This window comes from Lentzea sp. NEAU-D7 (assembly GCF_026242055.1).
Classification (GTDB): domain Bacteria; phylum Actinomycetota; class Actinomycetes; order Mycobacteriales; family Pseudonocardiaceae; genus Lentzea.
The window spans coordinates 22,578-47,779 of sequence record NZ_JAPJDL010000029.1; the positions used below are offsets into that span (position 1 = coordinate 22,578).

28 protein-coding genes are annotated in these 25,202 nt (G+C 69.7%); 17 read left to right on the top strand and 11 right to left on the bottom strand.

All coding sequences use genetic code 11. From position 1 onward, the window contains the following. Positions 1-47 precede the first annotated feature (47 nt). Both ORI60_RS39195 and ORI60_RS39200 read left to right on the top strand, forming a co-directional pair. Positions 48-1,334, top strand: a complete 1,287-nt coding sequence (locus ORI60_RS39195; RefSeq protein ID WP_266040853.1) for a bifunctional transcriptional activator/DNA repair enzyme AdaA — start codon at positions 48-50, stop codon at positions 1,332-1,334. Further along, positions 1,331-1,828: a methylated-DNA--[protein]-cysteine S-methyltransferase gene (locus ORI60_RS39200; protein WP_266040852.1), complete on the top strand. Its 498-nt coding sequence runs from the start codon at positions 1,331-1,333 to the stop codon at positions 1,826-1,828. Before ORI60_RS39195 ends, ORI60_RS39200 begins: the two co-directional genes overlap by 4 nt. Here ORI60_RS39200 and ORI60_RS39205 read toward each other — a convergent pair. The 3 genes from ORI60_RS39205 to ORI60_RS39215 all read right to left on the bottom strand — a co-directional run bounded on the left by ORI60_RS39205 (position 1,825) and on the right by ORI60_RS39215 (position 6,980). Then, positions 1,825-2,319 carry a hypothetical protein gene (locus ORI60_RS39205; RefSeq protein ID WP_266043071.1) on the bottom strand — a complete coding sequence of 165 codons (495 nt, stop codon included), beginning with the start codon at positions 2,317-2,319 and terminating at the stop codon, positions 1,825-1,827. The genes ORI60_RS39200 and ORI60_RS39205 overlap by 4 nt on opposite strands. Before the next feature lie 648 nt (positions 2,320-2,967). Next, positions 2,968-5,844 carry an AAA family ATPase gene (locus ORI60_RS39210; protein WP_266043072.1) on the bottom strand — a complete coding sequence of 959 codons (2,877 nt, stop codon included), beginning with the start codon at positions 5,842-5,844 and terminating at the stop codon, positions 2,968-2,970. Then, complete coding sequence (locus ORI60_RS39215; protein WP_266043073.1) at positions 5,841-6,980, bottom strand: exonuclease SbcCD subunit D; 1,140 nt, start codon at positions 6,978-6,980, stop codon at positions 5,841-5,843. Before ORI60_RS39215 ends, ORI60_RS39210 begins: the two co-directional genes overlap by 4 nt. A gap of 98 nt (positions 6,981-7,078) precedes the next feature. On the opposite strand from ORI60_RS39215, the gene ORI60_RS39220 reads away from it, so the two are divergent. Then, positions 7,079-7,990 (top strand): DNA recombination protein RmuC, encoded by a 912-nt coding sequence (locus ORI60_RS39220; RefSeq protein ID WP_266043074.1) that lies wholly within the window; start codon positions 7,079-7,081, stop codon positions 7,988-7,990. An 89-nt stretch (positions 7,991-8,079) separates the two neighbouring features. Beyond that, entirely contained in the window at positions 8,080-8,802 is a 723-nt protein-coding gene (locus ORI60_RS39225; protein ID WP_266043075.1) for a DUF6542 domain-containing protein, read from the top strand. A gap of 78 nt (positions 8,803-8,880) precedes the next feature. Here ORI60_RS39225 and ORI60_RS39230 read toward each other — a convergent pair whose 3' ends face one another. Further along, positions 8,881-9,825, bottom strand: a complete 945-nt coding sequence (locus tag ORI60_RS39230) for a 4-hydroxy-3-methylbut-2-enyl diphosphate reductase (RefSeq protein WP_266043076.1) — start codon at positions 9,823-9,825, stop codon at positions 8,881-8,883. 63 nt (positions 9,826-9,888) lie between these two features. Here ORI60_RS39230 and ORI60_RS39235 point away from each other — a divergent pair, with 63 nt between their 5' ends. From ORI60_RS39235 to ORI60_RS39275, 9 genes are all read left to right on the top strand, one after another. Further along, positions 9,889-10,383: a lipid droplet-associated protein gene (locus tag ORI60_RS39235; protein WP_266043077.1), complete on the top strand. Its 495-nt coding sequence runs from the start codon at positions 9,889-9,891 to the stop codon at positions 10,381-10,383. Continuing rightward, the gene (gene xseA / locus ORI60_RS39240; RefSeq protein WP_266043078.1) at positions 10,380-11,630 is read left to right on the top strand and encodes an exodeoxyribonuclease VII large subunit; all 1,251 of its coding nucleotides are present in this window, start codon (positions 10,380-10,382) and stop codon (positions 11,628-11,630) included. Before ORI60_RS39235 ends, xseA begins: the two co-directional genes overlap by 4 nt. After that, the gene (locus ORI60_RS39245; protein ID WP_266043079.1) at positions 11,620-11,964 is read left to right on the top strand and encodes a sugar ABC transporter substrate-binding protein; all 345 of its coding nucleotides are present in this window, start codon (positions 11,620-11,622) and stop codon (positions 11,962-11,964) included. The genes xseA and ORI60_RS39245 overlap by 11 nt, the downstream gene beginning before the upstream one ends. Then, complete coding sequence (locus tag ORI60_RS39250) at positions 11,961-12,194, top strand: exodeoxyribonuclease VII small subunit (protein ID WP_266043080.1); 234 nt, start codon at positions 11,961-11,963, stop codon at positions 12,192-12,194. The genes ORI60_RS39245 and ORI60_RS39250 overlap by 4 nt, the downstream gene beginning before the upstream one ends. A 67-nt stretch (positions 12,195-12,261) precedes the next feature. Further along, complete coding sequence (glpX, locus tag ORI60_RS39255) at positions 12,262-13,302, top strand: class II fructose-bisphosphatase (protein ID WP_266043081.1); 1,041 nt, start codon at positions 12,262-12,264, stop codon at positions 13,300-13,302. Between the two features lie 130 nt (positions 13,303-13,432). Continuing rightward, positions 13,433-14,203, top strand: coding sequence for a S1 family peptidase (locus tag ORI60_RS39260; protein WP_266043082.1), 771 nt, complete (start codon positions 13,433-13,435; stop codon positions 14,201-14,203). 329 nt (positions 14,204-14,532) lie between these two features. Further along, positions 14,533-14,892, top strand: a complete 360-nt coding sequence (locus tag ORI60_RS39265; RefSeq protein ID WP_266043083.1) for a L,D-transpeptidase — start codon at positions 14,533-14,535, stop codon at positions 14,890-14,892. 9 nt (positions 14,893-14,901) lie between these two features. Next, positions 14,902-15,309: a L,D-transpeptidase gene (locus ORI60_RS39270; RefSeq protein WP_266043084.1), complete on the top strand. Its 408-nt coding sequence runs from the start codon at positions 14,902-14,904 to the stop codon at positions 15,307-15,309. Between the two features lie 56 nt (positions 15,310-15,365). Next, on the top strand, positions 15,366-15,776 hold the full coding sequence (locus tag ORI60_RS39275) for a L,D-transpeptidase (RefSeq protein WP_266043085.1): 411 nt from the start codon (positions 15,366-15,368) through the stop codon (positions 15,774-15,776). Between the two features lie 41 nt (positions 15,777-15,817). Here the strand turns inward: ORI60_RS39275 and ORI60_RS39280 are convergent, their stop codons facing one another. Genes ORI60_RS39280 through ORI60_RS39290 form a run of 3 tightly spaced genes read right to left on the bottom strand, consistent with a single transcriptional unit; the run spans position 15,818 to position 18,046 of the window. Continuing rightward, a complete protein-coding gene (locus tag ORI60_RS39280) occupies positions 15,818-16,246 on the bottom strand; it encodes a hypothetical protein (RefSeq protein WP_266043086.1) in 429 nt (142 codons plus the stop codon). Positions 16,247-16,256: 10 nt separating this feature from the next. Beyond that, complete coding sequence (locus tag ORI60_RS39285) at positions 16,257-17,003, bottom strand: hypothetical protein (protein WP_266043087.1); 747 nt, start codon at positions 17,001-17,003, stop codon at positions 16,257-16,259. Between the two features lie 56 nt (positions 17,004-17,059). Further along, on the bottom strand, positions 17,060-18,046 hold the full coding sequence (locus ORI60_RS39290) for a Glu/Leu/Phe/Val dehydrogenase dimerization domain-containing protein (RefSeq protein WP_266043088.1): 987 nt from the start codon (positions 18,044-18,046) through the stop codon (positions 17,060-17,062). A gap of 109 nt (positions 18,047-18,155) precedes the next feature. Between ORI60_RS39290 and ORI60_RS39295 the strand changes: the two genes are divergently transcribed. After that, positions 18,156-18,617, top strand: coding sequence for an Lrp/AsnC family transcriptional regulator (locus ORI60_RS39295; RefSeq protein WP_266043089.1), 462 nt, complete (start codon positions 18,156-18,158; stop codon positions 18,615-18,617). Between the two features lie 19 nt (positions 18,618-18,636). Here the strand turns inward: ORI60_RS39295 and ORI60_RS39300 are convergent, their stop codons facing one another. Then, positions 18,637-19,605: an NAD(P)/FAD-dependent oxidoreductase gene (locus ORI60_RS39300; RefSeq protein ID WP_266043090.1), complete on the bottom strand. Its 969-nt coding sequence runs from the start codon at positions 19,603-19,605 to the stop codon at positions 18,637-18,639. A gap of 63 nt (positions 19,606-19,668) precedes the next feature. On the opposite strand from ORI60_RS39300, the gene ORI60_RS39305 reads away from it, so the two are divergent. After that, the gene (locus tag ORI60_RS39305; RefSeq protein ID WP_266043091.1) at positions 19,669-21,063 is read left to right on the top strand and encodes a class II fumarate hydratase; all 1,395 of its coding nucleotides are present in this window, start codon (positions 19,669-19,671) and stop codon (positions 21,061-21,063) included. Positions 21,064-21,143: 80 nt separating this feature from the next. Here the strand turns inward: ORI60_RS39305 and trhA are convergent, their stop codons facing one another. Next, positions 21,144-21,815: a PAQR family membrane homeostasis protein TrhA gene (trhA, locus tag ORI60_RS39310; RefSeq protein ID WP_266043092.1), complete on the bottom strand. Its 672-nt coding sequence runs from the start codon at positions 21,813-21,815 to the stop codon at positions 21,144-21,146. A gap of 77 nt (positions 21,816-21,892) precedes the next feature. On the opposite strand from trhA, the gene ORI60_RS39315 reads away from it, so the two are divergent. After that, a complete protein-coding gene (locus ORI60_RS39315) occupies positions 21,893-22,675 on the top strand; it encodes an isoprenyl transferase (RefSeq protein WP_266043093.1) in 783 nt (260 codons plus the stop codon). A 55-nt stretch (positions 22,676-22,730) separates the two neighbouring features. Here the strand turns inward: ORI60_RS39315 and ORI60_RS39320 are convergent, their stop codons facing one another. Further along, entirely contained in the window at positions 22,731-23,003 is a 273-nt protein-coding gene (locus ORI60_RS39320) for a hypothetical protein (protein WP_266043094.1), read from the bottom strand. Positions 23,004-23,094: 91 nt separating this feature from the next. After that, positions 23,095-23,388 carry a hypothetical protein gene (locus ORI60_RS39325; protein WP_266043095.1) on the bottom strand — a complete coding sequence of 98 codons (294 nt, stop codon included), beginning with the start codon at positions 23,386-23,388 and terminating at the stop codon, positions 23,095-23,097. A 225-nt stretch (positions 23,389-23,613) separates the two neighbouring features. On the opposite strand from ORI60_RS39325, the gene ORI60_RS39330 reads away from it, so the two are divergent. Then, complete coding sequence (locus ORI60_RS39330; protein ID WP_266043096.1) at positions 23,614-24,864, top strand: DUF885 family protein; 1,251 nt, start codon at positions 23,614-23,616, stop codon at positions 24,862-24,864. Positions 24,865-25,202 lie beyond the last annotated feature (338 nt).

Genomic DNA, 25,202 nt, shown 5'->3' on the forward strand with positions numbered 1-25,202 from the left:
CCGATTTCCGCGAGCCATTGCTCGTTCCCGCTGGCAGGATCGATGGCATGGTCATTGACGAAGAACACGCGTACCGGGTGTGCTCCGCACGTGACGCCCGTTTCGACGGGTGCTTCATCCACGCGGTCCGCACGACCGGCATCTACTGCCGGCCGTCGTGCCCCGCAGTGACCCCGAAGCGCCGCAACAGCCAGTTCTTCCTCACGGCCGCCGCCGCCCAGTCGGCCGGTTTCCGCGCCTGCCGACGCTGCCTGCCCGACGCCGTACCCGGCTCGCCGGAGTGGAACCTCCGCGCGGACCTGGCCGGCCGGGCGATGCGCCTGATCAGCGACGGCATCGTGGAACGCGACGGCGTGACGGGCCTGGCCTCCCGGCTCGGCTACTCGGAACGCCACCTCACCCGCGTGCTGACCGCCGAACTGGGTGCCGGCCCGCTGGCCCTGGCCCGCGCCCACCGCGCCCACGCCGCCCGGCTGCTGATCGAGACGACCGAACTGCCGTTCGCCGACATCGCGTTCGCCGCGGGCTTCGCGTCGGTGCGCCAGTTCAACGACACGATCCGCATGGTGTTCGCCTCGACCCCGTCCGACATGCGCAGCCGAGGCAAGGCCCCCGTCGGCACGCCGGGCCGCATCGTCCTGCGCCTGCCGTACCGGGCACCGTTCGACGCCACGGGCCTGCTCGCCCACTTCCGGGCGCACGCGCTGCCCGGCGTCGAAGAGGTGACCGCCGACTCCTACGCCCGGACGCTGGCCCTCCCGCACGGCGAGGCGACGGTCCGCCTGACGTTCCCGCCCGGCCACGTCCTGTGCTCACTGCGCCTCGCCGACGTGCGCGACCTGGGTGCGGCCGTCTCCCGGGTCCGCCGCCTCCTGGACCTCGACGCCGACCCGGTGGCCGTCGACGAGTTCCTGGGCGCGGACCCGATCATCGGCCCCCTGGTCCGCGAGGTCCCCGGCATCCGCGTGGCGGGCAGCGTGGACGGCGCCGAGACCCTGCTGCGCCTGGTGGCCCCGTTCACCGGCGTCCCGCTGCAGATCCCCGACGGCAACCTGACCCACCTCTACACGGCCGGGGACCACCCCGTCACCGAGGCGCTGGCGAGCGGCAGACTCGTCGTGGACGTGGGCCGCTCGATCGAGGACCTGACCGAGGAACTGACCCCTCTGGCCGGCCCAGCGGTGGCCGACGAGGTGGCCATGCGAGTGCTGGGCGCACCGGACGTGCTGGTGCTCCCCGAAGCCTCACGACACCTTGCTTCCCACGGCCCCGACTGGCGGCCGTGGCGCTCCTACGCAGGAGCACACCTGACGAGGAAGGCAGCAACATCATGACCGTCGCGCACACGTCCACTGTGGACACCCCGGCGGGGCCGTTCACCGCGATCGTCGCGCCGGACGGAGCAGTGCTCGCCAGCGGCTGGACCGCCGACCTGGCCCTGCTGACGCCCCAGATCCACGCCACCCTGATGCCGTCCGAGATCACCCCGCGCCCGGACCTGGGCGACGTCACCAAGGCGACCATCGCCTACCACGAGGGCGACCTGACGGCGATCGACACGATCGAGGTCCGCCAGAAGTCGGGCCCGTTCCTCCAGCACGCCTGGGACGTCCTGCGCACGGTGAAGGCGGGCGAGCCCGTCACCTACTCCGAGTACGCGGAACTCTCCGGCCGCCCGGCCGCGATCAGGGCAGCGGCCTCGGCCTGCGCCCGCAACTCGGCGGCCCTCTTCGTCCCCTGCCACCGCGTGATCAGGATCGGCGGCAACCTGGGCGGCTTCCGCTGGGGCCTGGACGTCAAGCGCTGGCTCCTGGCCCACGAGAACTAACCGACGAGATCGATCTCCGGCCCGGCCACAGCGGACACCAGCGCGGTCCCACACCTGGGACACGAACTGACCGCCGAAGCCGCGCCGGACTCCAACGCCCCCTCCATGCCAAGCCACTCGCCAACCCCGCTGTCACGGCAGGTGTGACACCCGACGCGGTAGTGGAGCCGCACCCAAGGCTCAGCACTCAGCTCCGAAGCCTGAACCCCAGCCTCCACCGAGTCGCTGAACGGCGCCCACCACGACGTGATCCGGCACCGCAACCTCCGCTCGGCACCGTGCTCGGCAGCGTCGAACGCGCTGACACGCATCGGGGCCGGATGCTCGTTGCCGGTGCAGAGCCCGTACGGCATCCCGTGCCGCAACTGCACAACCCGCCCGACCCGCAGGCAGACGAGGCAGTCGTGGACGAGGTCGAGCCGGTTGGACCACACGAAGTGGGCAGCCGGGGTGACGGTGACGCGGGCGGTGACTTCCACGTGGGACAGCACGAGCCGAGGTTAGAGCCGCCGACCGGCCTCGTCCACACAGGACACCGCGCCAACGGGGCAACGGGGCAACGGGGCAACGGGGCAACGGGGCAAGCCTCCGCACCGCCAGGGCAACAGCGGAGCCAAGGCGCCTCTCCAGACGTAAAGGGCAACGGCGAAGCCGAGCCACCCTCCCGCTCAACGCAACGGCGCAGCCGAGGCGTCCCTCCTCACGCAAAGGGCAACGGCGAAGCCGAGCCGCCCTGCCGCCCACACCGATGGCGAAGCCGAGGCGTATGAACTACGGCCTGCCGCATAAGCGGTGGTGACGCAACCCCGACGGCGATTGGGGCTTGACCTTGAGGGGGCGGGATGCTCCCCTCATGGTCACGGCCGGGCGCTTTTCAGCCCGGCCTTTTCCGGCCGTCAAGCATCCCGCCAGAGGCTCAAGGTCAAGCCCCAATCGCTATCGACGCGCAGCGGCGATGACCCACACCGGCCCGGTACTGCCCGCCCAACCACCCACACAAGGCGACCAGACCGCACAGGCGACCACCCCGCTGGAACCGGCGACAAGCCAACGCAAACCGACCCGCGCACTACCCACCCGCAAACCGACCCGCGCACTACCGATCCGCCAGCCCTCGCAAGGTGACCGCCCGGCACCCATCACCCCAGCGACATCTCCAACGTCGACCCGGTCCGAGCCTTCCGCACCCTCAACCGGGTGGGAATCCGCTGCCGCAACTCCTCGACGTGCGACACCAGCCCCACCACCCGCCCACCGGCCCGCAACTCGTCCAACGTGTTCATGACGATGTCGAGCGTGTCCGAGTCCAAAGTCCCGAACCCCTCGTCGACGAACAGCGTGTCGAGCAACGCCCCACCGGTCTCGTTGGCCACCACGTCGGCCAGCCCCAGGGCGAGCGACAGCGAGGCGAGGAACGACTCCCCGCCGGACAGCGTCTTGGCCGGCCTGGCCCGCCCCGAGTAGTCGTCCAGCACGTCGAGGTTCAACCCGCCGCGGGTTCCGCGCGCTCCGGCCGAGTCGGAGTGCACGAAGCTGTACCGGCCCTGGCTCATGCGGTGCAGCCGCGCGGAGGCGGCGACCGCGACCTCCTCCAGCCGTGCTGCCAGCACGTACGACCGCAGGGTCATCTTCTTGGAGTTCTGGCCGCGCCCGTTGATCACGTCGGTCAGGGCGTCCAGCTCGGCGTAGGTGGCCTCCAGCGGCTCCAGCGACTTCCACTCGGCACGCAGCCGCGCGGCCAGCTCGCCGACGCGGTCCAGTGCCGCCTGGGCGCGTGCCAGCCCCGTGGCGGCGGAGGACGCCGCGGCACGGGCGGACGACGCCGCCGCCGTCACCTCGCCCAGGTCCACCTCGGAGTCCGGGTCGACGTCGGCCAGCTCCTCCAGCGTCGCCAGCGCGGAGGCCCGTGCCCGCTCCCAGGCCGCGATGCGTTCGTCCAGGGCCTGCAGCTTGATGGCGGGACGCGCCGCGGCCAGTGCCGAGTCGACGTCGGCGAAGCCGGCCTCGGCTGCGAGCGCCGCGACCAGGGCCTGCTGTTCCTCGACCCGTGCTCGTGCGGCGTCGCGGGCGGAGCGGCGATCGGCCAGCTCCACCAACGCCTTCGCCAGCCTCAGCAGGTGGTCGCGGCGGGTCAGGACGTCGTCGTGGTCGCCGCGGGCCTTGTCCAGCCGGGCGCCGCGCTCCTCGACCACGCCCACGAGCGACGCGTGCTCGGTGCGCAGGCCCACCAGGTCCTGCTCCACCTGCGCCTTCTCCGCGCCCAGTTCCCTGGTCTTGGCCTCCAGGCCGACGAACTCGGTCTGCCGCTGCGACCGGGTGCGGGCCAGTTCCAGCGCCGCGCGGTACTCGGCGATGGCGGTGGCGGGTTCGTCCGAGCCCAGGGCCTCCCAGCAGGCCTGGATGCGCAGCTCGGCGGCGTGCGCGGCGCGCTCCGCCTCGTTGCGGCGGTCCAGGGCGACCTGTTCCTCCTGGGCCGCGTCTTCCTCGGCGGTCGCGTCGACCCCACCCAGCATCGGCTGAGCGGGGGCCGGGTGCGAGGGCGAACCGCAGACGGCACAGGGCTTGCCGCGCTTGAGCGCCGCCGCCAGTTCGATCGCCATGTTCTCCAGGCGCTGGTGGCGGACCTGCTGGAGGACGTCCTTCGTCTTCTGGTGGACGTCGATGGCCTCGTGCAGTGCCTTCTTGCTGCGCTCCAACGCTTCCGCGGCGTCCGGCAGCGCCAGGGCGGCGTCGGCGCGGGACTTCAGCGACTCCAGGCGCGCCGAGGCCTCGGCGGCCGCGTCCAGCTGCAGGCGGCAACGGGCCACTCGTTCCGGCAGCACCTCCAGCTCGGCGTTCAACGCCAGCAGGCGGCGTTCCACCTGGTGCGAGGAGTTCTTCAGCACCGACAGCCGGCGCACGTCGGCCTGCTGACGCTCGGCCTCGGCGGCCAGCTCACCCAGGCCACCCGATTCCTCGCGGTAGCGCTCGGCGTCCTCGCGCAGCGACGACCCCGTGTACCCCAAGCGCTCCAACGACTCCAGGGCTCGGGCCTCGTCACGCACGGCGAACTCGTAGGACTGCTGGAGCTTCGCGATCTCACCGAACGCCGGCACGACCGGGCTCGCGCGGCGGGCGGCGTCGCGTTCGGCGAACCACGAGGCCGAGTCGGCGGCTTCCACGCGGGCCAGCAGCTCGCGGGCCTCGCGCACGCGGCGGATCTGCTCGGCCTGCACGCGGGCCTGGGCCAGCATCGCGTCCGCGCCGTCCGCCAGGCCCGCCGTCTCCTCCGACAACGCAGCGGCCGCGGTCACGGCGGCGGAAAGGCGCTCCAGCACGGATTCCAGCCAGCCCGGTTCGCACGACGGCTCGCCGCCGGCGGCTTCCGCCACGCGGTGCATGAGCTCGTCGGCGCCCTTGCGGCGCTCCTCCAGCACCCGGCCCGCGACGACGCGCCGGTCGCGGAACCACTTCTCCACGTCGAGGAACCGCTCGGTGCCGAAGAGCTTCTCCAGCAGCACCTCGCGTTCGGCCGTGTCCGAGCGCAGGAACTTCGCGAACTCGCCCTGCGGCAGCAGCACGACCTGGAAGAACTGCTCGTACGACATGCCCAGCATGTCCTCGACGGCACGCGCCACGTCGTCGATGCGGGTGATGCCCTCGCCGTCCCAGCCCTCGAGCCAGGTCAGCGTGCACTTCGCGGGCTGCGTCGTGAATCCGCCGCCGCGCTTCTTCGGACGGTCGAACTCCGGCGAGCGCACGATCCGGAAGCGCCGCGACTGGACCGTGAGCTCCAGCGACACCTCCGTCGGCACCTCGGGATCGGCGTACTCGCACCGCAGCTTCTTCACGTCGCCACGAGCACCCGGCACGCGGCCGAACAACGCGAACGCCACCGCGTCGAGCAAAGTCGTCTTGCCCGCGCCCGTGTCGCCGTGCAGCAGGAACAGCCCGTCCGCGCCCAGCTCGTCGAAGTCGACGGCCTCGGGCTTCGGGTAGGGCCCGAACGCCGTCAGTTCCAGGCGGTGCAGTCTCATTGCTCCTGCTCCCTCGCCACCGACGCGAACGCCTCGCGCAGCAACGCCTTCTCCGCCTCGGAAGGCTCGGAGCCACGGGCGTCCGACACGAAGCAGCACGCCACTTCCTCGTCGGAACGGCCGCGCACCCTGTCCGCGTAGGTCATGTCGTGCTGCAGGCCCTGCGCGGGCCGCCACTCCACGTGCACCGCGTGCTCGAACCGCTTCTGCAACTGCCGCAACGCGTCCATCGGCCGCACCTGGTCCGTCAGCACGACCGACAGGAAGTGGTCCTCCAGCGGCGTGTGCGCCGGATCCTCCAGCACCTCGGCCAGCGTCCCGCTCACCACGGCCAGCTGCCGCGGCACCGGCAGATCACGCCGCTCCACCCCGACGAGCCCGCCCTCGTCCAGCTCGACCAGCCACACCGACTTGCGGTGCCGCGCCTCGGAGAACGAGTACGCCAGCGGACTTCCCGAGTACCTCAGGTTCTCCGCCAGGGTCTGCGGCCCGTGCAGGTGCCCCAGAGCCACGTAGTCGACGCCCGAGAACACCTGCATCGACACGTCCTGGACGCCACCCACCGCGATGGTGCGCTCGGACTCCGACGGTGCCCCGCCCGTCACGAAGGCGTGCGCCAGCACCACGGAACGCGAGTCCCTCGATGCCAGGTCGGCGCGAATGCGCCGCATCGCCTCACCGAGAACGGGCGCGTGCCCCTTCTCCGGCACCCCTAGCACGTGCCGCGCGGGCTCCGGCTCCAGGAACGGGATCCCGTACACCGCGACGGGACCGTGCTCGTCCTCCAGCTCGACGGGCTTGTCCAGCAACGAGATCTGCGTGCGCAGGTACAGCCCGCCCGCCGCCGCGAACTCCCCGAACACGCCGATCCGCGCCGCCGAGTCGTGGTTGCCGGGCGTGATCACGATCTTCGCGCCGGCCGCGCGGATCCTCATCAGCACCCGCGCGCACAACGCCACCGCGTCGGCGGACGGCACGGCGCGGTCGTACAGGTCGCCCGAGATGACCACGACGTCGACCTTCTCGGAAGACACCAGGTCAGCGAGGCCGCCCAGCACCGACTCCTGCTCCACGAGCAGGTCGCGGCCGTGGAAGGTGCGCCCCACGTGCCAGTCGGAGGTGTGCAGGATCCGCATGGCCCCAACCGTAGAGACGGGGTCCGACAAATCTCCGGGAGGGTTCCCGGCGTGTCACCCGATCGAGTTCAACATCTGTGAGGGAGCATCATCGTGCCGTGACCGCAGTGATCATCACCGCCTCGCTCGTCCTGGCGCTCGTGTGCGCCGGGGCGCTGGTGTTCGTCTACCGGCTCTACCAGGACAGCGTCCGGCGCACCGACGAAGCGCTCCAGGCCATCGGCGCGGAACGCGCGCGCTACGACGCCCAGCAGCAAGCCCTGCAACGCTACGAAGTGGCGTTCTCCAGCGTCAGCGGACGCGGTGAACTCGGCGAACAGGTGCTCGTCGAAACAGCGCGCGCACTCGGCCTGAGGGAAAACCTCCACTACACGCTCCAGACGGACGTGGCGGGCGGCGGCGCGGTCCGGCCCGACATGGTGCTGAACGTCGGCGGTGGCCGCGCGGTCCCGGTCGACTCGAAGATGTCCATGGCCACCTGGGCCGAGGCCGTCGAGACGGACGATCCGCAGGAACGCCAGGACGCGCTGCGGGTGCACGTCCGCAACATCCGCTCCCGCGCCGCCGAACTGGCCGGCAAGGGCTACCAGCGCTGGGCCGACGCCATCTACGGCACGATCATGTTCGTCCCCAACGACGGTGCGGTCGTCGCGGCGCTGGACACCGATCCCGAACTGCTGCGCTGGCTGCTCGACCGCCGCGTCTTCCTGTGCGGCCCGACCGGGTTCGCCGTGATCGCGTCGAGCGCGATGTTCGCGGTCACCGAACGCGCGCTGGCCGAGGACGTCGAGCAGGTCAGGCTGCAGGCCGGCCGCGCGAACCGGGCCGCCGACACCGCCATCGAGGCCGTCAACCTCTCCACCACCCACCTGCAGCGCTTCCTGAGCGCCCGGCGCAGGGAGCTCGACGCCCTGGAGGGCTTCCGGGCGAGCGTGGAGCCGCTGACGGACGCCTCCGCCACCCCCACGCCCCTTCCGCTCGTCCGAAGGGCGGACGAACAGTCCGCTTAAAACGCACGCGGTGTGCCCATGGGTTGCTTCTGGGTGAGAAAGCAGCGGACCGGCGAACACCGAATGGCCGAACGGCTACCGTGTGCGTCGTGAGTGAGTTGCGCGAGCGTTCAGCAGCTTTCGATGACGACGACGTCGAAGACTACGACGCGGTTCCGTGGAACTACCGGGCCATCTTCGGGGAGTTCAAGGGCATCCCGTGGTGGGCGGCGATCCTCGCTGCCCTGGTCCCGGCGTTCATCGGGGCGTTCATCGACATCAACTCCAGCAAGACCGTCGGCTGGACGTTCTACGTCGTGTTCTTCGTCGGTGCGCTGGCCGCGATCCTGCTCGTGCAGCGCCGCAGCCTGTTCGGGCCGATGGTGCAGCCGCCGTTGATCCTGGCCGCCACGGTGCCCACGCTCGTGCTGCTCACCGGCGAGACCAACAAGGGCGGCCTGTCCGCCATGGCGCTCGGCCTGGGCAAGCCGCTGATCGACAGCTTCCCGGTCATGGCGCTCACCACCGCCGTCACGGTCGGCCTGGGCATCCTGCGGATCATGACGCAGAAGAACCCGAACCGGCCGACCAAGGACGAGGTCCGCGAGGCCAAGGCGGAGATCAAGGAACGCTCCAAGCCCGTCCGCAGGCCCCGCGAGGAGCCCGAGGAGGACGAGCGCCCGCGCCGTCCCCGCCCGGAACGCGCCGAGGGCGCTCCGGCCCGCCGCCCGCGTCCGGAGGGCGCTCCGGCCCGCCGTCCACGCCCGGAAGGCGCCCGCGCCGAACGTCCCGCGGGCCAGCGCAGGCCCCGCCCGCCGCGCGACGACCGCTAGACACAGTTCGTCCCGGCTCGCCAGTGGCGGCCGGGACGTCGTCGTGCGGGCCTGGCCGTGGACCAGGCCCTCGACCGACTAGCGGACCAGGTCCTTGCGGAGCTCGCGCGGCAGCGAGAACGTGATGCGCTCGTTCGCCGTCGTGATCTCCTCGACCTCGCCGTAGCCGTGGGACTCGAGGAACTTCAGCAGCTCCATCACCAGCAGGTCCGGCACCGACGCGCCCGAAGTGACGCCGACGGTCTCGACGCCCTCGAGCCACGCCAGGTCGACCTCCTTGGCGTAGTCGATCAGGTAGGAGGCCTTGGCGCCGTGCTGCAGCGCGACCTCGACCAGCCGGACCGAGTTGGAGGAGTTCTTCGAGCCCACGACGAGCACCAGGTCGCACGACGGTGCCATCGTCTTCACCGCGGTCTGGCGGTTCGAGGTGGCGTAGCAGATGTCGTCGGACGGCGGGTCCTGCAGATCCGGGAAGCGGTCCTTGAGCTGGCGGACGCGCACCATGGTCTCGTCGACCGAGAGCGTCGTCTGCGACAGCCAGATCACCTTGGACGGGTCGCGCACCTCGACGGTCGCGGCGTCCTCGGCGGTGTCGACGAGCTGGACGTGGTCCGGCGCCTCACCGGCGGTGCCCTCGACCTCCTCGTGGCCCTCGTGGCCGATCAGGAGGATGTCGTAGTCCTCCTTGGCGAACCGCACCGCTTCTTTGTGGACCTTCGTCACGAGCGGGCAGGTGGCGTCGATCGTGCGCAACGAGCGCTGCTCGGCCTCCGCGTGCACGGCGGGCGACACGCCGTGCGCCGAGAACACGACGAGCGCGCCTTCGGGAACCTCGTCCGTCTCGTTGACGAAGATGGCGCCGCGGTCGGACAGCGTCTCCACGACGTACTTGTTGTGGACGATCTCCTTGCGCACGTAGACGGGAGCGCCGTACTTCTCGAGGGCGAGCTCGACCGTCTCCACGGCACGATCAACGCCCGCGCAGTAACCACGCGGCTTCGCCAACAGGACTCGCTTGGGCATGCCCCCAGGGTACCCAGGCCCGGTCCTAGGCATTTCAGACGCGGTTGCGGCAGGCTAGTACGCATGAAGCCACTGCCACTGGGTGTCCGCATCGCCGCCGGGCTGGCGGTGACCGCCCTCGAACAGGCCCGCAAGCTGCCCCAGCAGCTCGCCGGACTCCCGTTGACCGTGGTCAGCGAGGCGATGCAGCTGTCCATGCGCGTTCAGCAGCATGTGACCGAACTCGCCATCAAGGGCGACGACGTCCTCTCCGGACTGCGGCCGGCGGAGGAGGAACCGGAGTGGGCGACCTTCGACGAGGAGGAGACGCCCGTCACGACTTCTCAGGAAACTCCCGCGGACGACCCGTGGGAGGAGGAAGTGCGCGCGATCGCCGAGGTGCCGGAGTTCCTGCCGACCTACGACGAGCTGTCGATCGCCCAGCTGCGCGCACGCCTGCGCAACCTCGACGTCGGCCAGCTCGAGGAACTGCTGCGCTACGAGAAGGCGCACGAGTCGCGGCCTGAGTTCGTCGGCATGCTCAACCGCCGGATCGCGACGGTGAAAACGCAGTCGTGAGTGATGCGAAATCCACGCCGGAGAACCCCTGGCCGGTGCGGACGGTCGCCCGCAAGCTGCTCGACTGGATCAACCGGCTCGGCGAGGTGTGGGTCGAGGGTCAGGTCACGCAGCTCAACGCGCGCAGTTCCACGGCGTTCCTGACGTTGCGCGACCCGAGCGTCGACATGTCCATGTCGATCACGTGCAACGCCTCGATGATCCGCGAGCTGCAGCTCACCGAGGGCAGCAGGGTCATCGCGCACGGGAAGATCAGCTTCTACCCGAACCGCGGCACGCTCAGCCTCAGGGCGGACGACATCCGCGCCGTCGGCATCGGCGAGTTGCTGGCGCGCATGGAACGGCTGCGCAAGCTGCTGCACGCCGAGGGCCTGTTCGACCCGCGCCGCAAGCGCCGTCCCCCGTTCCTGCCGAACAAGATCGGCCTCATCACCGGCCGGGCGTCGGCGGCGGAGCGCGACGTGCTCACGAACGCGCGGAACCGTTGGCCCGGCGCGCACTTCCGCGTCATCAACGTCGCCGTGCAGGGCCCGACCGCCGTCACCCAGGTGATGACCGCTCTGTCCACTCTGGAACGCGACCCCGAGTGCGATGTGATCATCATCGCCCGCGGCGGCGGCAGCGTGGAGGACCTGCTGCCGTTCTCCGACGAGGCGCTGTGCCGCGCGGTCTCCTCGTGCCGCACGCCGGTCATGTCGGCGATCGGGCACGAACCGGACACCCCACTGCTCGACCACGTCGCTGACGTGCGTTGTTCGACGCCGACCGACGCTGGCAAACGGGTGGTTCCCGATGTCGCCGAAGAGAGTGAACGCGTCCGGCAGATGCGCGACCGGGGCCGCCGCGCGCTGCACGGCTGGGTCGACCGGGAACGCAAACTGCTCGACTCGTTGCGCTCCAGACCAGTACTTTCGGACCCTTACGGCCCGCTGGAGCGCCGTTCCGAGGAAGTGAAGCGCTTTCGCGACCAAGCCCGCCGGGCCGTCACGCAACGACTCGATCGGGAGGACGTCCACCTCTCGGGGACGAAAGCGCGCTTGACGACCCTCGGACCAGCCGCCACGCTGGCCCGCGGATACGCCGTTGTGCAACTCGTCACATCTGACGGTCCCGACGGCGTGCTGCGTTCGGTCTCGGATGCGCCGAGCGGAACACAGCTGCGGGTGCGCGTCGTTGACGGAGCAGTGTGGGCCGTGGTCAGCGGTCCGGAAACTGATGGGGAAGGGGGAGGTACCGATGATGCGTGATGCCGTGTTCCTGCCCCTCACCATGGAGGCGGCCGGTTCCTGCGGCTCGGGCCTGCGCACGAAGGCGGAGGCGGCGAACCGCGCCGCGGCGGACTGCTGGACGGCCATGGTGGGCGACTGCGACACCACGGGCCGCCGCACGCTGATCCTGACGTTGCACGACCTGAGCGAGGCCACCGCCGGCACGGTGCAGTACCGGCGCGTCGCGGAGGCCGAGGCGCTCATCGACGAGGCGGTGCGAGAGGGTGACGGCGAGGAGTTCGCGGAGGCCCTGGTCGGCTACGACCTGGCCGTCGCGACCGTGCTGAGCCGCCTGAGGAGCCAATCCGCGTGAGTTCGGAATCCACCCAGAACGACACTTCATTGGGTTACGAAGCCGCCCGCGACGAACTGGTCGACGTGGTCCGCAAGCTGGAGGCCGGTGGCCTGTCGCTTGAGGACTCGCTGGCGCTGTGGGAACGCGGCGAGGCGCTCGCCAAGACGTGTGAGCAGCATCTCGCCGGTGCGCGCGAGCGAATCGATGCAGCTCTGGCTGTGGTCGAGGAGGACGTTTCGGACGCGTGATCCCGTGCAAGGATTCAGCTGCCGATCACAAAATCCGGCACGCTGAGTAGTCGCATGGAGGCGCGCAATGGTGAACACCCCCGCGGAACGACGTCGCGAAGCCCCCGACCGGAACCTGGCATTGGAGCTCGTGCGCGTCACCGAGGCAGCGGCGATGGCCGCGGGCCGGTGGGTGGGACGCGGCGACAAGAACGGCGGTGACGGCGCGGCCGTCGACGCGATGCGCAAGCTCATCCACACCGTCTCCATGAGAGGCGTCGTGGTGATCGGCGAGGGCGAGAAGGACGAGGCGCCCATGCTGTTCAACGGTGAGGAAGTGGGCAACGGCGAGGGCCCCGACTGCGACGTCGCGGTCGACCCGATCGACGGCACCACGCTGATGGCCAAGGGCATGCCGAACGCGCTGGCCGTGCTGGCGGTGGCCGAGCGCGGGGCGATGTTCGACCCGTCCGCCGTGTTCTACATGGAGAAGCTCGCCGTGGGCCCGGAGGCGGCCGACGTCATCGACATCACCGCGCCGCTCGCGGAGAACATCCGCCGCGTCGCGAAGGCCAAGCACAGCGACGTGTCCGACGTGAACGTGTGCATCCTCGACCGGCCGCGGCACGAGCAGATCGTGCACGAGGTCCGTCAGGCCGGCGCCCGCATCCACTTCATCTCCGACGGTGACGTGGCCGGTGCGATCGCGGCCGCGCGCCCCACGTCGGGCGTGGACATGCTCGTCGGCATCGGCGGCACCCCCGAGGGCATCATCGCCGCGGCGGCCCTCAAGTGCGTCGGTGGCGCCATCCAGGGCCGGTTGTGGCCGAAGGACGACGAGGAGCGCGAGAAGGCGATCGGCGCGGGCCACGACCTGTCCCGCGTGCTCACCACGAACGACCTCGTCAGCGGTGACAACGTCTTCTTCTGCGCCACGGGCGTGACCGACGGCGATCTCCTGCGCGGCGTGCACTACCGCGCCGGCGGCTGCACCACGCAGTCGATCGTCATGCGCTCCAAGTCCGGCACCGTGCGCATGATCGACGGCTTCCACAGCCTGCACAAGCTGCGCGAATACGCCTCGGTGGACTTCGACCGGCCCGAGGACGCGCAGCAGCCGCTGCCGTAGTCGCTGTGAATCTGTGAACCGTCAACGGACAGTCACCCTCCGAGTGACCCTAGTGACGGAGTCACTTTCGTCCTTAGTTTCCGACCTGACCCCGGCAACCCTGCGCCGGGTTCAGGAAAGGAAATCAACGATGAGGGCACGTTCGTTGTTCTCCGCAGTCGTCGTGGCCGCGGGCGCTCTGCTCGCCTCGGTCACCGCGGCCACCGCGGCTCCGGCTCCCACCGCTGACGGCGAGGTCTCGCCGATGATCGTCGGCGGCACCAACGCCACGCAGGTGTACTCCTGGATGGTCTCCCTGCAGAGCACCTCCGGAAGCCACTTCTGCGGCGGCACGCTGATCAAGGCCAACTGGGTCGTGACGGCGAAGCACTGCGTCCAGGGCTCGTCCGCGGCCTCGATCCGCACCCGGATCGGCACGACCAACCGCACCAGCGGCGGCACCACCACCGGCGCGTCGCGGATCATCAACCACCCGTCCGCCGACCTGGCGCTGGTGCAGCTCAACACCTCGGTCAGCCAGGCGCCCGCTCCCGTGTCGGCCTCCTCCGGCGCGGTCGGCACCGCCACCCGCATCATCGGCTGGGGCCAGACCTGCCCGACCCGCGGTTGCGGCTCCGCTCCGATCACCCTGCAGGAGCTCAACACCTCGATCGTGACGGACAGCCGTTGCGCCGGCATCAGCGGTGCCTCGGAGATCTGCACCAACAACACCGGTGGCAACAAGGGCGCCTGCTACGGCGACTCGGGTGGCCCGCAGGTGAAGTCCGTGAACGGCCGCTGGGAGCTCATCGGCGCGACCAGCCGCTCCGGTGGCGGCGCGACCTGCGCGACCGCTCCGTCGATCTACGTGGACGTCCCGTACTTCCGCTCGTGGATCAGCCAGTACGCCGGCACCGTGTGAACTGACCCGGTAGATCGGTAAACGCATTCCGAAGGTCCGTCTCCCAACCGTTACGGGAGGCGGACCTTCGCGTTGCAACCTGGGCACACGTCCCGTCGTCTACTTCGGCAAGGGATGGAACAACCAGGGGGTGCGCGATGAGGATGCTGCTCGTGGCGGTCGCGTTGATGTCGGTGGCGGGATGCGCGCAGGGGGCCGTGAAGGCCGATACTCCAGCCGCACCACCGCATTCGTCAGCTTCTTCGGCGTCTCCGGCGCCGCCTTCCGAGGCACCGCCTTCCACGCCCTCGTCGACGCCTGCCCCGCCGCCGCCCCCGCCGCCTCCGCCCGTGGTGAAGCCGACGCCGTGCACCATCAGCGACGGCGCGTGCATCCAGCTCTCCACGAACCAGACGTGGATCGTCCGGGCCGACAAGATCGTCTACGGCCCGACGCCGATCACCCACGGCCGCAAGGGCTTCGAGACGCCGCTCGGCAACTTCCCGGTGCTGCGCAAGGTGAAGGACGACTGGAGCCGCCCGTACAACGCGGCGATGCCGTGGTCGACGTACTTCACCGAGAGCGGCATCGCGTTCCACGAGGGTTCGCTGACCGTACCGTCGCACGGCTGCATCCACCTGGACCCGCCGTCGGCGAAGTACTACTTCAACAACCTTTCGATTGGCGACACCGTCCAGGTGGTCTCATGATCATCAACCATGAGAGCCCTGGCCGTAACGGCCCTGTTCCTGCTCAGCTTCGCGTCGCCCGCGCAGGCTTCCGGCTGCACAGTCCACAACGGAGCGTGCGTCCAGAAGCACACTAATCTGGCGTGGCTCGTCACCAACGGCGTGACGAGCTACGGCCCGGTCCGGATCAGCCACGGCAAGCCCGGCTTCGCCACACCCGTGGGCGACTTCCCGGTGCTGCGCAAGGTGAAGAACGACTGGAGCGTCCCCTACAACGGCCCGATGCCCAACGCCGTCTACTTCACCACCGACGGCGTCGCGTTCCACCAGGGCGACCTGAACTCCCAGTCGCACGGCTGCGTCCGCCTCACCTGGAACGACTCCGAGGTCTTCTTCGACAACCTGTGGCCCGGCGAGCGCGTCCAAGTTCTTCCATAAGGTGATGATTGAAATCACCCCGTGGTGGCTACACCACTACAGAGGGGTGATGCGAGATGCGAGTTCTGATCGCGACGGTGCTCCTGATCCTCGGCTTCGCTGTTCCCGCACAGGCTCAGGCGGGATGCACCGTCTACAACGGAGCGTGCCTGGAAAAGCATTCGAACAAGGCCTGGCTGGTCTTCAACGGCAAGACGAGCTACGGGCCGGTGACCGTCAGTCACGGCAAGCCGGGGTACGAGACCCCGGTGGGTACGTTCTCGGTGCTGCGCAAGGTGAAGAACGACTGGAGTGTCCCCTACAACGGCCCGATGCCCAACGCGGTGTACTTCACCAACGACGGCATCGCGTTCCACCAGGGTGACACCGCCGTCCAGTCCCACGGGTGCATCCGGATGACCATGGATGCGTCGCTCGTGTTCTACGACAACCTGATGATCGGCGAGAAGGTGCAGGTCCTGCCGTAACTCGCCCGTTGGAAGGCCTGACCGGCTCCCGGTCGGGCCTTCTAGCACGCCGCGCGCTTCTTCGCGAAGTCGTCCGCGCTGAGGTACTCGCCGTCGTAGCTGACCTTGCCGTCCTTCAGGCCGTCGAGCGTGAACTCCACGACGGGGGTGCTGCCGTCCTGGAGTTGCACGGACAGTCGCAGCGGCGCGTCACCGCTCGGCCGCTGCCAGGCGACCTCCTCCTCCGCGCCTCCGGGTTTCTGACCGACGGTGAGCTCGCGGACCTCGGCGGGCTGGGCGAACCCGATCCGCCAGATCTCCTTCTCCTCCGCTCGCACCCACATGGCCGCGACGCGCTGCCCACCGCAGGCGGTGTCGACGAACTGCGGCAGCCCGGTCGGCGTGAGCTTCGCGGCCCAGGTCTGCTCCGGCGAGCAGCCCCCGAGCACGGTGACCGCGGCGAGCACCGCGATCGTCTTCCACCGGGTCATTCCGCTCTCCTCAACCGATAGCAGCCCACCAGCACCCATCATCGCGTCCCATCACCGAGACGCGCGCGGCGAGACCGTTCGGCAACCACCCCGTGAGCCGTTCGAGTTCCTTGCCGGCCACGACCAGGGCCGTTCCGGGGTCGGCGGACAGGTCCTCCAGCAGGACGGGCACGTCCACGGCGCTGAAGTCCACATCGGACACGGGCCGCCCGGCGGGTTCGTCGTTCGCCCGCACGATCCGCCACCCCTCGTACCCCTCCCACTCGACCTCGGCCGCGTTCAGCGTCGCCACGAACTCGTCCAGCCGCGCGTGCGGCGCCACGAGCGCGATCGTCCCACCGAACCGCCCGGCCAGCGTGCTGAGCCGCAGCGGGTGCTCCAGGCTCGCGGGCTCGGCGTTCGTCCGCGCGTACGGCACCCCGAGCCGCCGCGCGACCCGCTCGACCACCGCGTGCACCCCGTCCTCGAGCGCCTCGACGACGAGCTCGACGTCCCGCGACCGGTTGAGCGCCTCCGGCAACGCGAGCTGCGCCACGGCGAACCCCGGCATCACCGCGACGTCGGGACTCAGCAGGTCCGGCACCGTCAGCTCGACCAGCACGCCGGAACCCCAGCCCGACGTGTCGACCGAGGCGTTCACCCGCCGCTCGACGAGATCGGACAGCGGCTGCCAGTACACCGCGCGCGGCTGACGCGTGACGGGCCCGGCCCACCACGGCAGGCCGGGCACCATGTCGGCCCAGCAGATGTGAATCACGAAATCCCCCTGGGTTGCTCGGTGCGCGTCCCCTGACACGCGCAACCCCGTGCGTTCTAGATGCCCATGTTGCCGACAGGCGACGACGTCCCGCTGTCGTCTCGCTGACGCGCGAGGAGCAGCCTCTCGACGGTGGCCTCGATGCCGTCGACGCGCTTCAGCGCGGTCTCGTGGTCGGCCCCGTCGTCCTCCCTGGCCAGCGTGTAGATCACCCCTCCGGCGCTCGCCACGTGATCGGGGACCCACACGATGCCGCGCTCCTCCAGCAGCGCGGCCACGCCGTCGTCGGTGAGCTGGTTGTTGGCCGGCCCCACGACCAGCCGGACGTCGAGCCGCGCCACCGTCTCCGGGCCCAGCACCCCGCCCACCGCGGCCGGCACGAGCACGTCGGCTTTGAGCTCGTACGCCTCGTCGGGGTGCACCCAGCCGAACTCGTCCGTCCGCCTGCTCTCGTCGACGTCGGACACCGTGATGTCAGCGCCTTCGAGGCCCCGCGCGATCAGCTCGCCCACCGACCCGAACCCGCTGATCACGACCTTCCTGCCGGTGAGGTCCGACGTGCCGAAGGTGTGGCGCGCGGCCGCTTTCAACGCCGCCAGCACACCTCGCGCGGTGGGCCCGCTCGACGATCCCGTGCCGCCGTGCTCCTCGGGCAGGCAGTAGGCGTGCGGCGTGAGTTCCCTGAGCACCAGCATGTCGGCCGGTCCGGTTCCGACGTCGGGCCCGGCGCGGTAGGCGCCGCCGAACTCGTTGATCAGGTCGGCGTGGTCGAGCAGCACGGCGCGCCTGCGTTCCGGCGTGAGCTCGCCGTCGACCACGATCACGCTCTTGGCTCCCCCGTGCGGAATTCCGGCTGCCTCGCACTTCAGCGTCATCGCCTTGGACAACCGCAGAACGTCCGTGACGGCGTCGCCGATCTGCGCGTACGCCTTCATCCGGCACCCGCCGACCGCCGGCCCCGCCTCGGTCGAGTGCAGGGCGACCATGGTGGTCATCCCCGACCGCCTGCCGGTGCGGACGACGAGTCGTTCGTGCTCCCACATCTGCGTTCCTCCCGAACTTCAGTCAGCCTTCGACCTCGAAGTTAGGGTGAACAGCAACCGTTGACGTGCTGTGCCGAACGTTGTTCGGCACAGCGACCTGGGGAGCGCGATGGATGAACTTGATTCGGCGATCGTGCGCGAACTGCAGCGCGATGCCCGGCAGTCGAACCGCGACATCGCCCGGAAGGTCGGCGTGGCGCCGTCGACGTGCCTGGAGCGCACCCGCCTGCTGCGCGAGCGGGGTGTGATCCGCGGCTACCACGCGGACATCGCGCCGGCCGCGCTGAACCGGGGCGTGCAGGCGCTGGTGTCGGTGCAGGTCCGCCCGCTGAGCCGCACCGTGATCGACGCCTTCAAGGCGTTCGCCGCCGGTCTCCCCGAGGTGACGGCGGTGTTCGTGATGGCGGGCAGCGACGACTTCGTGATCCACGTGAGCGCCCAGGACAACGACCGCCTGCACGCGTTCCTGGTCGACAGGCTGAGTCAGCGCAAGGAGATCGTCGGCTTCCGCACGTCGATCATCTTCCAGCACCTGGCGAAGCACGACCCCGCGCCGCTGCCGGGGGCCTGACCGGCCCCCGGCGCACGCGTCAGCTGCCGTCGCTCGAATGCCCGGGGAACAGGTGCGCCGAGGGGTTGAGGGCCACCGCGATGTTGTTGACCGCGGTCGCCGCCTCGCCGAACCCGGTCGCGATGAGCTTGACCTTGCCGGGGTAGTGCGCGACGTCGCCCGCCGCGTAGATCCTGTCCAGCTTGGTCTTCATGGTCGAGTCGACGAGCACCGCGCGGTGGTCGAGCTCGAGCCCCCACGCCTCGATCGGCCCGAGGTCCGCGGTGAACCCGAGGGCCGCGACGACCGTCTGCGCGGGCAACGTCCGAGCGTCGCCGCCCTTGACCTTGATGTCCACTTCGGACAGTGGCTCGCCGCGCAGGGCCAGCACCTCGGCGTCGGTGATGATCTCCACGCCGAGCTCCCGCACCTGGCGCACGGTGGCCGCGTGCGCGCGGAAGTTGGCCCTGCGGTGCACGATCTTGACGCTCGCGGCGATCGGGTGCAGCGCCAGCGCCCAGTCGAACGCCGAGTCGCCACCGCCCACGATCACCACGTGCTGCCCGGCGTGCTCGGCCAGCACCGGCACGAAGTGCACCATGCCGCGCCCCAGCCAGCCGTCACCGGCGGGCAGCGGGCGCGGGTTGAACTCGCCCATGCCCGCCGTGATCAGCACGGCCCTGGTGGTGATGGAGGAACCGTCCGCGAGACCGACCCGCAGACCGTCCTCAATGGACTCACAGGTGCGCGCCTGGCGGCCGAGCAGGTAGGTCGGCTTGAACTGCGCGGCCTGCTCCACCAGCCCGTTGACGAGGTCGCGTCCCCGCACGGCGGGGAACCCGGCCACGTCGAAAATCATCTTCTCCGGATACATCGCCGTGACCTGGCCACCCGGTTCTGGCAGAGCGTCGACCACGGCGACGTTCATTTCCCGGAAGCCTGCGTAGTAAGCGGCGAACAACCCCGTGGGACCAGCTCCCACGATGAGGAGGTCGACGTCACGCTCCATGAGAGGTGCCCTTCTGCCAGTGGTGGGTGGCAGTGCTGTGATCGACGATAGAGACTCGGAGGTATGTCTGAACAGGAGTACCGCGTCGAGCACGACACGATGGGTGAGGTCCGCGTGCCGATCGACGCATTGTGGCGCGCCCAAACACAACGCGCGGTCGAGAACTTCCCGATTTCCGGTCGAGGCCTGGAACGCGCCCAGATCAGGGCACTGGGCCTGCTCAAGGCAGCGGCGGCCAGGGTGAACGCCCGGCTGGGCGTTCTCGACGAGGACCTCGCCTCCGCCATCGCCGCCGCGGCCGACGAGGTGGCCGCGGGCCAGTGGGACGCCCACTTCCCGGTCGACGTCTTCCAGACGGGCTCCGGCACGTCCTCGAACATGAACGCCAACGAGGTCATCGCCACCCTCGCCACCCGCGCACTGGGCCGCGACGTGCACCCGAACGACCACGTCAACGCCTCGCAGTCGTCCAACGACACGTTCCCGACGACCCTGCGCGTGGCCGCCACCGAGGCCGTGGTGACCGACGTGATCCCGTCGCTCGAACACCTCCTGGGCGTCCTGGAGTCACGCGCCGCCGAGTGGTCCGACCTGGTCAAGTCGGGCCGCACCCACCTCATGGACGCCGTCCCGATCACCCTGGGCCAGGAGGCGGGCGCCTGGGCGGCCCAGGTCCGCTACTCCGTCGAGCGCCTGCGGTCCTCCATCCCGCGGCTGGCGGAACTGCCGATCGGCGGCACCGCGGTCGGCAGCGGCCTGAACGCCCCCGAGGGCTTCGGCGCGGCCGTGTCGGCCGAACTGGCCAAGACCACCGACCTGCCACTCGTGGAAGCCCGCGACCACTTCGAGGCCCAGGCCACCCAGGACGGCGTCGTCGAGATCTCCGGCCAGCTCCGCGCGTCGGCCGTGGCACTGTTCAAGATCGCCAACGACCTCCGCTGGCTGGGCTCCGGCCCCCGCACCGGCCTCGGCGAACTGGCGCTTCCGGACCTCCAGCCGGGCAGCTCGATCATGCCGGGCAAGGTCAACCCGGTGATCTCCGAAGCCACGATGATGGTCGTCGCGCAGGTCATCGGCAACGACGCCACCGTCGCGTTCGCCGGCTCGCAGGGCAACTTCCAGCTGAACGTGATGCTGCCGGTCATCGCCCGCAACGTCCTGGAGTCGTCCCGCCTGCTCGCCGCCGTGGCCCGCCTGCTCGCCGACAAGGTCCTGCTCAACACCGAACCGCAGGTGGCGCGGATGAGCGAGTACGCGGAGTCGTCCCCGTCCATCGTCACGCCGCTGAACCGCTACATCGGCTACGAGGAGGCGGCGTCGATCGCCAAGCAGTCGCTGAAGGAGCGCAAGACGATCCGCGAGGTGGTGCTGGAGCGCGGCCACGTGCCGGGCAAGCTCACCGAGGAACAGCTGGACGCGGCGCTCGACGTGCTGCACATGGCCCGCGGCGGCCGCTGACGCCAGGAGGGGAGCTGTCCCTGGGGCAGCTCCCCTGCTCGCAGAACGAGTTCGTCACAGCGGGTCAGACGCACCCGTGCTCAGGAGTACATCGCGAGCCAGATGGCGATGTAGTGGCAGATCGCCGCCACCACGGTCGCGGCGTGGAAGAACTCGTGGTACCCGAACACCTGCGGCCACGGGTTGGGCCACCGGGTCGCGTAGAACACCGCTCCCACCGTGTAGAGAGCCCCGCCCACCAGCAGCAGCACCAGGGCCGCGACCCCGGCGTGGTGCAGCAGCTCGGGCAGCACGAAGACCGCGACCCACCCGAGCGCGATGTAGATGGGCACACCGAGCCAGCGCGGCGCGTGCGGCCAGGCCAGCTTCAGCGTGACGCCGAGGATCGCGCCGACCCACACCACGGTGAGCACGACGCGCCCCGTGCCGGGATTCATGGCCAGCAGCGCGAACGGCGTGTAGGTACCGGCGATGAACACGAAGATCATCGAGTGGTCCATGCGCTTCATCCACGTGCGGACGCGGTCGGACTTCCACGTCACGCGGTGGTACAGCGCCGAAACACCGAAGAGGCCCACGACCGTGAGGCCGTAGACGGAGGTTGCCAGGGCAGCGCGCGCGGACACCGTGGACGCCGCGAGAGCGATCAACGTCGCGCCTGTCGCCACCGAGGCGATGAACGACCAGAAGTGCAGCCATCCACGCAGGCGCGGCCGCAGTCCGGGCTGGGGAGGAACGGTCGCAGTGGTCACGGGAACCTAGGTTACGCGACCGTAGGTTTCCGACCAGTACTCAGTGATGAACCTTGCACGGCGTACGCTGTTCGGACGTGGCACTCCGCACCCGTGTGAAAGACGTCGCTATCCACCTCTACGAGTGGATTCTCCGCCGCGAGCTGAGCACGACGCCACAGGCGCCCAAACACGTCGGCGTGGTCCTCGACGGCAACCGCAGGTGGGCCAGGGAAGCCGGCTTCACCGATGTCGCGCACGGCCACAGGGCCGGCGCGCGCAAGATCCTCGAACTGCTCGACTGGTGCGGTGACGCCGACGTGGAGGTCGTCACCCTCTGGATGCTGAGCACCGACAACCTCAACCGCGACAACGACGAGCTCGCGCCGTTGCTCGACATCATCGCGGACATCACCGACGAGCTGGCCGGGGACGGCAAGCCGTGGCGCGTCCGGCACGTCGGTGCCATCGACATGCTGCCCAAGGAGCACGCCGAGCGCCTCACGAACGCCGCGGCGCGCACCAAGAACCGCACGGGCATCCAGGTCAACGTCGCCGTCGCGTACGGCGGGCGGCAGGAGATCGCGGACGCCGTCCGGAAGCTCCTGCAGGCGCACGCCGAGCGTGGCGGCACCATCGAGGAGCTCGCCGAGGTGCTCGACGTCGACCACATCGCGGAGCACCTCTACACGTCCGGGCAGCCCGACCCCGACCTGATCATCCGCACGTCCGGTGAGCAGCGGCTCTCCGGTTTCATGCTCTGGCAGTCGGCGCACTCGGAGTTCTGGTTCTGCGAGGCCTACTGGCCCGGCTTCCGGCGCACCGACTTCCTGCGGGCCATGCGCGAGTACGCCAAGCGCCACCGCCGTTACGGCAGCTGACGAAACGCCGAAGGGGCGCTCACCACGAGGTGAGCGCCCCTTCGAACCGAGAACGTCAGCCCTCGACGTTGACGTCGTCGCCGTCCACGACGCCGCCCGCGGCGCAGGTCTCGGTGAAGCTCGGGGAGTTGACCGGCACCGCAGCACCCAGCACGCCCACGTTGTTGTTGCAGGCGCCGACAACGGCGTTCACGTTGTTGCCGTTCAGCACGCTCAGCACCGAGCCGTTGGTCTGGTGGAAGCCGTCAGGTGCCGCGGACGCCATCCCGGCGCCGAACATCATGAGGCCAGCCGCAGCGACCGTGGCGACACACGCCTTCTTCAGCATTTCTTCTCCTTGTGAACAAGTGCTACTGCCAGAAAGAGTCCAGGGACGCCCGAAACGACGCCCCTGGACATGAAAAAACTGCGAGCGAAAATCAGCCGTCGACGTTGACGTCGTCGCCGTCCACGATGCCGCCGGCAGCGCAGGTCTCGGTGAAGCTCGGGGAGTTGATCGGCACCGCAGCACCCAGCACGCCCACGTTGTTGCCGCAGACGCCGAGAACGGCGTTCACGTTGTTACCGTTCAGCACGCTCAGAAGCGAGCCGTTGGTCTGGTGGAAGCCGTGGTAGTGGTGGTGGTGGTCGTCGTCCCCTCCCGCCATGGCTGCCGGGGCGAACGCGAGCGACAGAGCAGCAGCGGCCGCAACCACTGCGAAAGTCCTCTTCACGTCATTCTCCTTCATGTCGGGTCATCCCCGTCATTTCCGGAGTCTTCGGGGATCTCCGGACTTGGGGTCCTTGTGCGAAAGTTACCCGCGCCCGTTCAGCTTGATGCTCCCATTAGCCCCATTGTGTGACACCAAGATCAACGACATTCCCCGATCAGGTGGTCGTCGTTTCGCGATTCGGTCGCGAGTAAGACGCTGTGGTAGACGCCTTAAGCTCTCCGACTCATGGACGCCAACGAGCTGGTGCGCGGATATCTGGTGCTGGGGCTGCGGCTCGGGCGCCTCGTGTCCGGGTTCGTCGACTCGTTCACCGGCGACCCGGCGTTGAGCCGCGCCGTCGACAACGAGCCGCGCCTGCACCCGAGGGCACTGGGCGACCACGCGCGTCGGCTGCGCGGGGAGATCCCCGGCAGCGACCTCGCTGACCAGCGCAAACAGTTCCTCGCCGCGCACCTGCGGGCGTTGGAGTGCACGGCCCGCAGGCTCGACGGCGAGCGCATCTCGTTCGTCGACGAGGTCGAGCGGTACTTCCAGGTGCGCATCCGCCCCGGTGACGAGGACGCGTACGCGCAGGCCCACCGCAAGCTCGACGTGGCGCTCGCCGGGCCGGGTTCGCTCGCCGACCGCCTCACAGCCTTCCGCGCGGCCGACGAGGTGCCCGCACGCAGGCTCCAGGGCGCCGTGCAGGCCCTGTCGAGCGCGCTGAGGGACCGGGTGCGCCAGAAGTACGCGCTGCCCGAGCAGGAGATCGTGGAGTACCGGATCGTCACGAACAAGCCGTGGAGCGGCTTCAACTACTACCTCGGCGGTTACCGCAGCCGGGTCGCGGTCAACGCCGACCTGGGCCACCGCATGGCGAACCTGCCGCACCTGGTCGCGCACGAGTCCTACCCCGGCCACCACACCGAGCACTGCCGAAAGGAGTCAGGCCTGGTCGCCAAGCGCGGGTACGAGGAGCAGTCGATCTTCCTGATCAACACGCCGCAGTGCCTGATGGCCGAGGGCATGGCCGATCTCGGCCTGCACGCCGCGGTCGGGCCCGGCTGGGGCGTGTGGACGGAGCAGATCTTCCGCGACCTGGGGTTGCGAATGGACGGCGAACTGTCCGAAGAGGTGGAGTCGGCGGCATCGGGCCTGCTCACGGTGCGGCAGGACGCCGCCCTGCTGCTACACGATCGTGGCGCGGATCAGGATGACGTCGTTGCGTACCTGCGCAGGTGGCTGCTGGTCCCGGAGCGTCGCGCACGGCAGATGGTCCGTTTCCTGGCCGATCCGCTGTGGCGCGCGTACACCACGACATACGTCGAAGGGGTGCGCCTGGTGCGGGCCTGGCTCGACGTCCGGGCGCCCGGCGAATCGCTCGACTCCCGCTATCTGAGACTTCTCGACGAGCCCCTCGTGCCGAAATCCCTCGAATCCCAGGTCAGGGACGGATTGTCGTGGCTGGCGCGCAACACGCACGAGAACAGCATGTGACCAGCGGAAACACGGCAGCGGTCACGTTTCGGGATGTTTTCGGGCAGATGACAAATCGGGATTCACCTGTGTGGCTTCGTGCAGATGGGGCACTCCCACAGGTAACTTCGAAAGCGGCGGGACGCGACCACTGCGGACCGCGCAGGGAGGCTCTGATCGTGGCTGACAACGTCGCGAGGGGGCCGGCACCCGGCCCTCGTGGTCGACCTGCCTGACGCCACACCGGCGGAAGGCAAGACGATCAATCAGGGTGGTGCCTGGCCCAGCGAGGAGCGGACGCGGGTGCCGCGTTCGTGAGGGAGTTGCCGTGAACGCACGACGTCCCGCGAGCCGTTCCT

Excerpts from the sequence above, each read along its gene's own strand:
- ORI60_RS39210 (WP_266043072.1), bottom strand. The coding sequence starts at position 5,844 with ATGAGACTGCACCGCCTGGAACTGACGGCGTTCGGGCCCTACCCGAAG.
- ORI60_RS39260 (WP_266043082.1), top strand. The coding sequence starts at position 13,433 with ATGAGGGCACGTTCGTTGTTCTCCGCAGTCGTCGTGGCCGCGGGCGCT.
- ORI60_RS39270 (WP_266043084.1), top strand. The coding sequence starts at position 14,902 with ATGAGAGCCCTGGCCGTAACGGCCCTGTTCCTGCTCAGCTTCGCGTCG.
- ORI60_RS39305 (WP_266043091.1), top strand. The coding sequence starts at position 19,669 with ATGTCTGAACAGGAGTACCGCGTCGAGCACGACACGATGGGTGAGGTC.
- ORI60_RS39230 (WP_266043076.1), bottom strand. The coding sequence starts at position 9,825 with ATGCCCAAGCGAGTCCTGTTGGCGAAGCCGCGTGGTTACTGCGCGGGC.
- ORI60_RS39280 (WP_266043086.1), bottom strand. The coding sequence starts at position 16,246 with ATGACCCGGTGGAAGACGATCGCGGTGCTCGCCGCGGTCACCGTGCTC.
- ORI60_RS39215 (WP_266043073.1), bottom strand. The coding sequence starts at position 6,980 with ATGCGGATCCTGCACACCTCCGACTGGCACGTGGGGCGCACCTTCCAC.
- ORI60_RS39295 (WP_266043089.1), top strand. The coding sequence starts at position 18,156 with ATGGATGAACTTGATTCGGCGATCGTGCGCGAACTGCAGCGCGATGCC.
- glpX (WP_266043081.1), top strand. The coding sequence starts at position 12,262 with ATGGTGAACACCCCCGCGGAACGACGTCGCGAAGCCCCCGACCGGAAC.
- ORI60_RS39320 (WP_266043094.1), bottom strand. The coding sequence starts at position 23,003 with ATGCTGAAGAAGGCGTGTGTCGCCACGGTCGCTGCGGCTGGCCTCATG.
- ORI60_RS39200 (WP_266040852.1), top strand. The coding sequence starts at position 1,331 with ATGACCGTCGCGCACACGTCCACTGTGGACACCCCGGCGGGGCCGTTC.
- ORI60_RS39290 (WP_266043088.1), bottom strand. The coding sequence starts at position 18,046 with ATGTGGGAGCACGAACGACTCGTCGTCCGCACCGGCAGGCGGTCGGGG.
- ORI60_RS39235 (WP_266043077.1), top strand. The coding sequence starts at position 9,889 with ATGAAGCCACTGCCACTGGGTGTCCGCATCGCCGCCGGGCTGGCGGTG.
- ORI60_RS39275 (WP_266043085.1), top strand. The coding sequence starts at position 15,366 with ATGCGAGTTCTGATCGCGACGGTGCTCCTGATCCTCGGCTTCGCTGTT.
- ORI60_RS39330 (WP_266043096.1), top strand. The coding sequence starts at position 23,614 with ATGGACGCCAACGAGCTGGTGCGCGGATATCTGGTGCTGGGGCTGCGG.
- ORI60_RS39195 (WP_266040853.1), top strand. The coding sequence starts at position 48 with ATGGTCATTGACGAAGAACACGCGTACCGGGTGTGCTCCGCACGTGAC.
- ORI60_RS39245 (WP_266043079.1), top strand. The coding sequence starts at position 11,620 with ATGATGCGTGATGCCGTGTTCCTGCCCCTCACCATGGAGGCGGCCGGT.
- ORI60_RS39300 (WP_266043090.1), bottom strand. The coding sequence starts at position 19,605 with ATGGAGCGTGACGTCGACCTCCTCATCGTGGGAGCTGGTCCCACGGGG.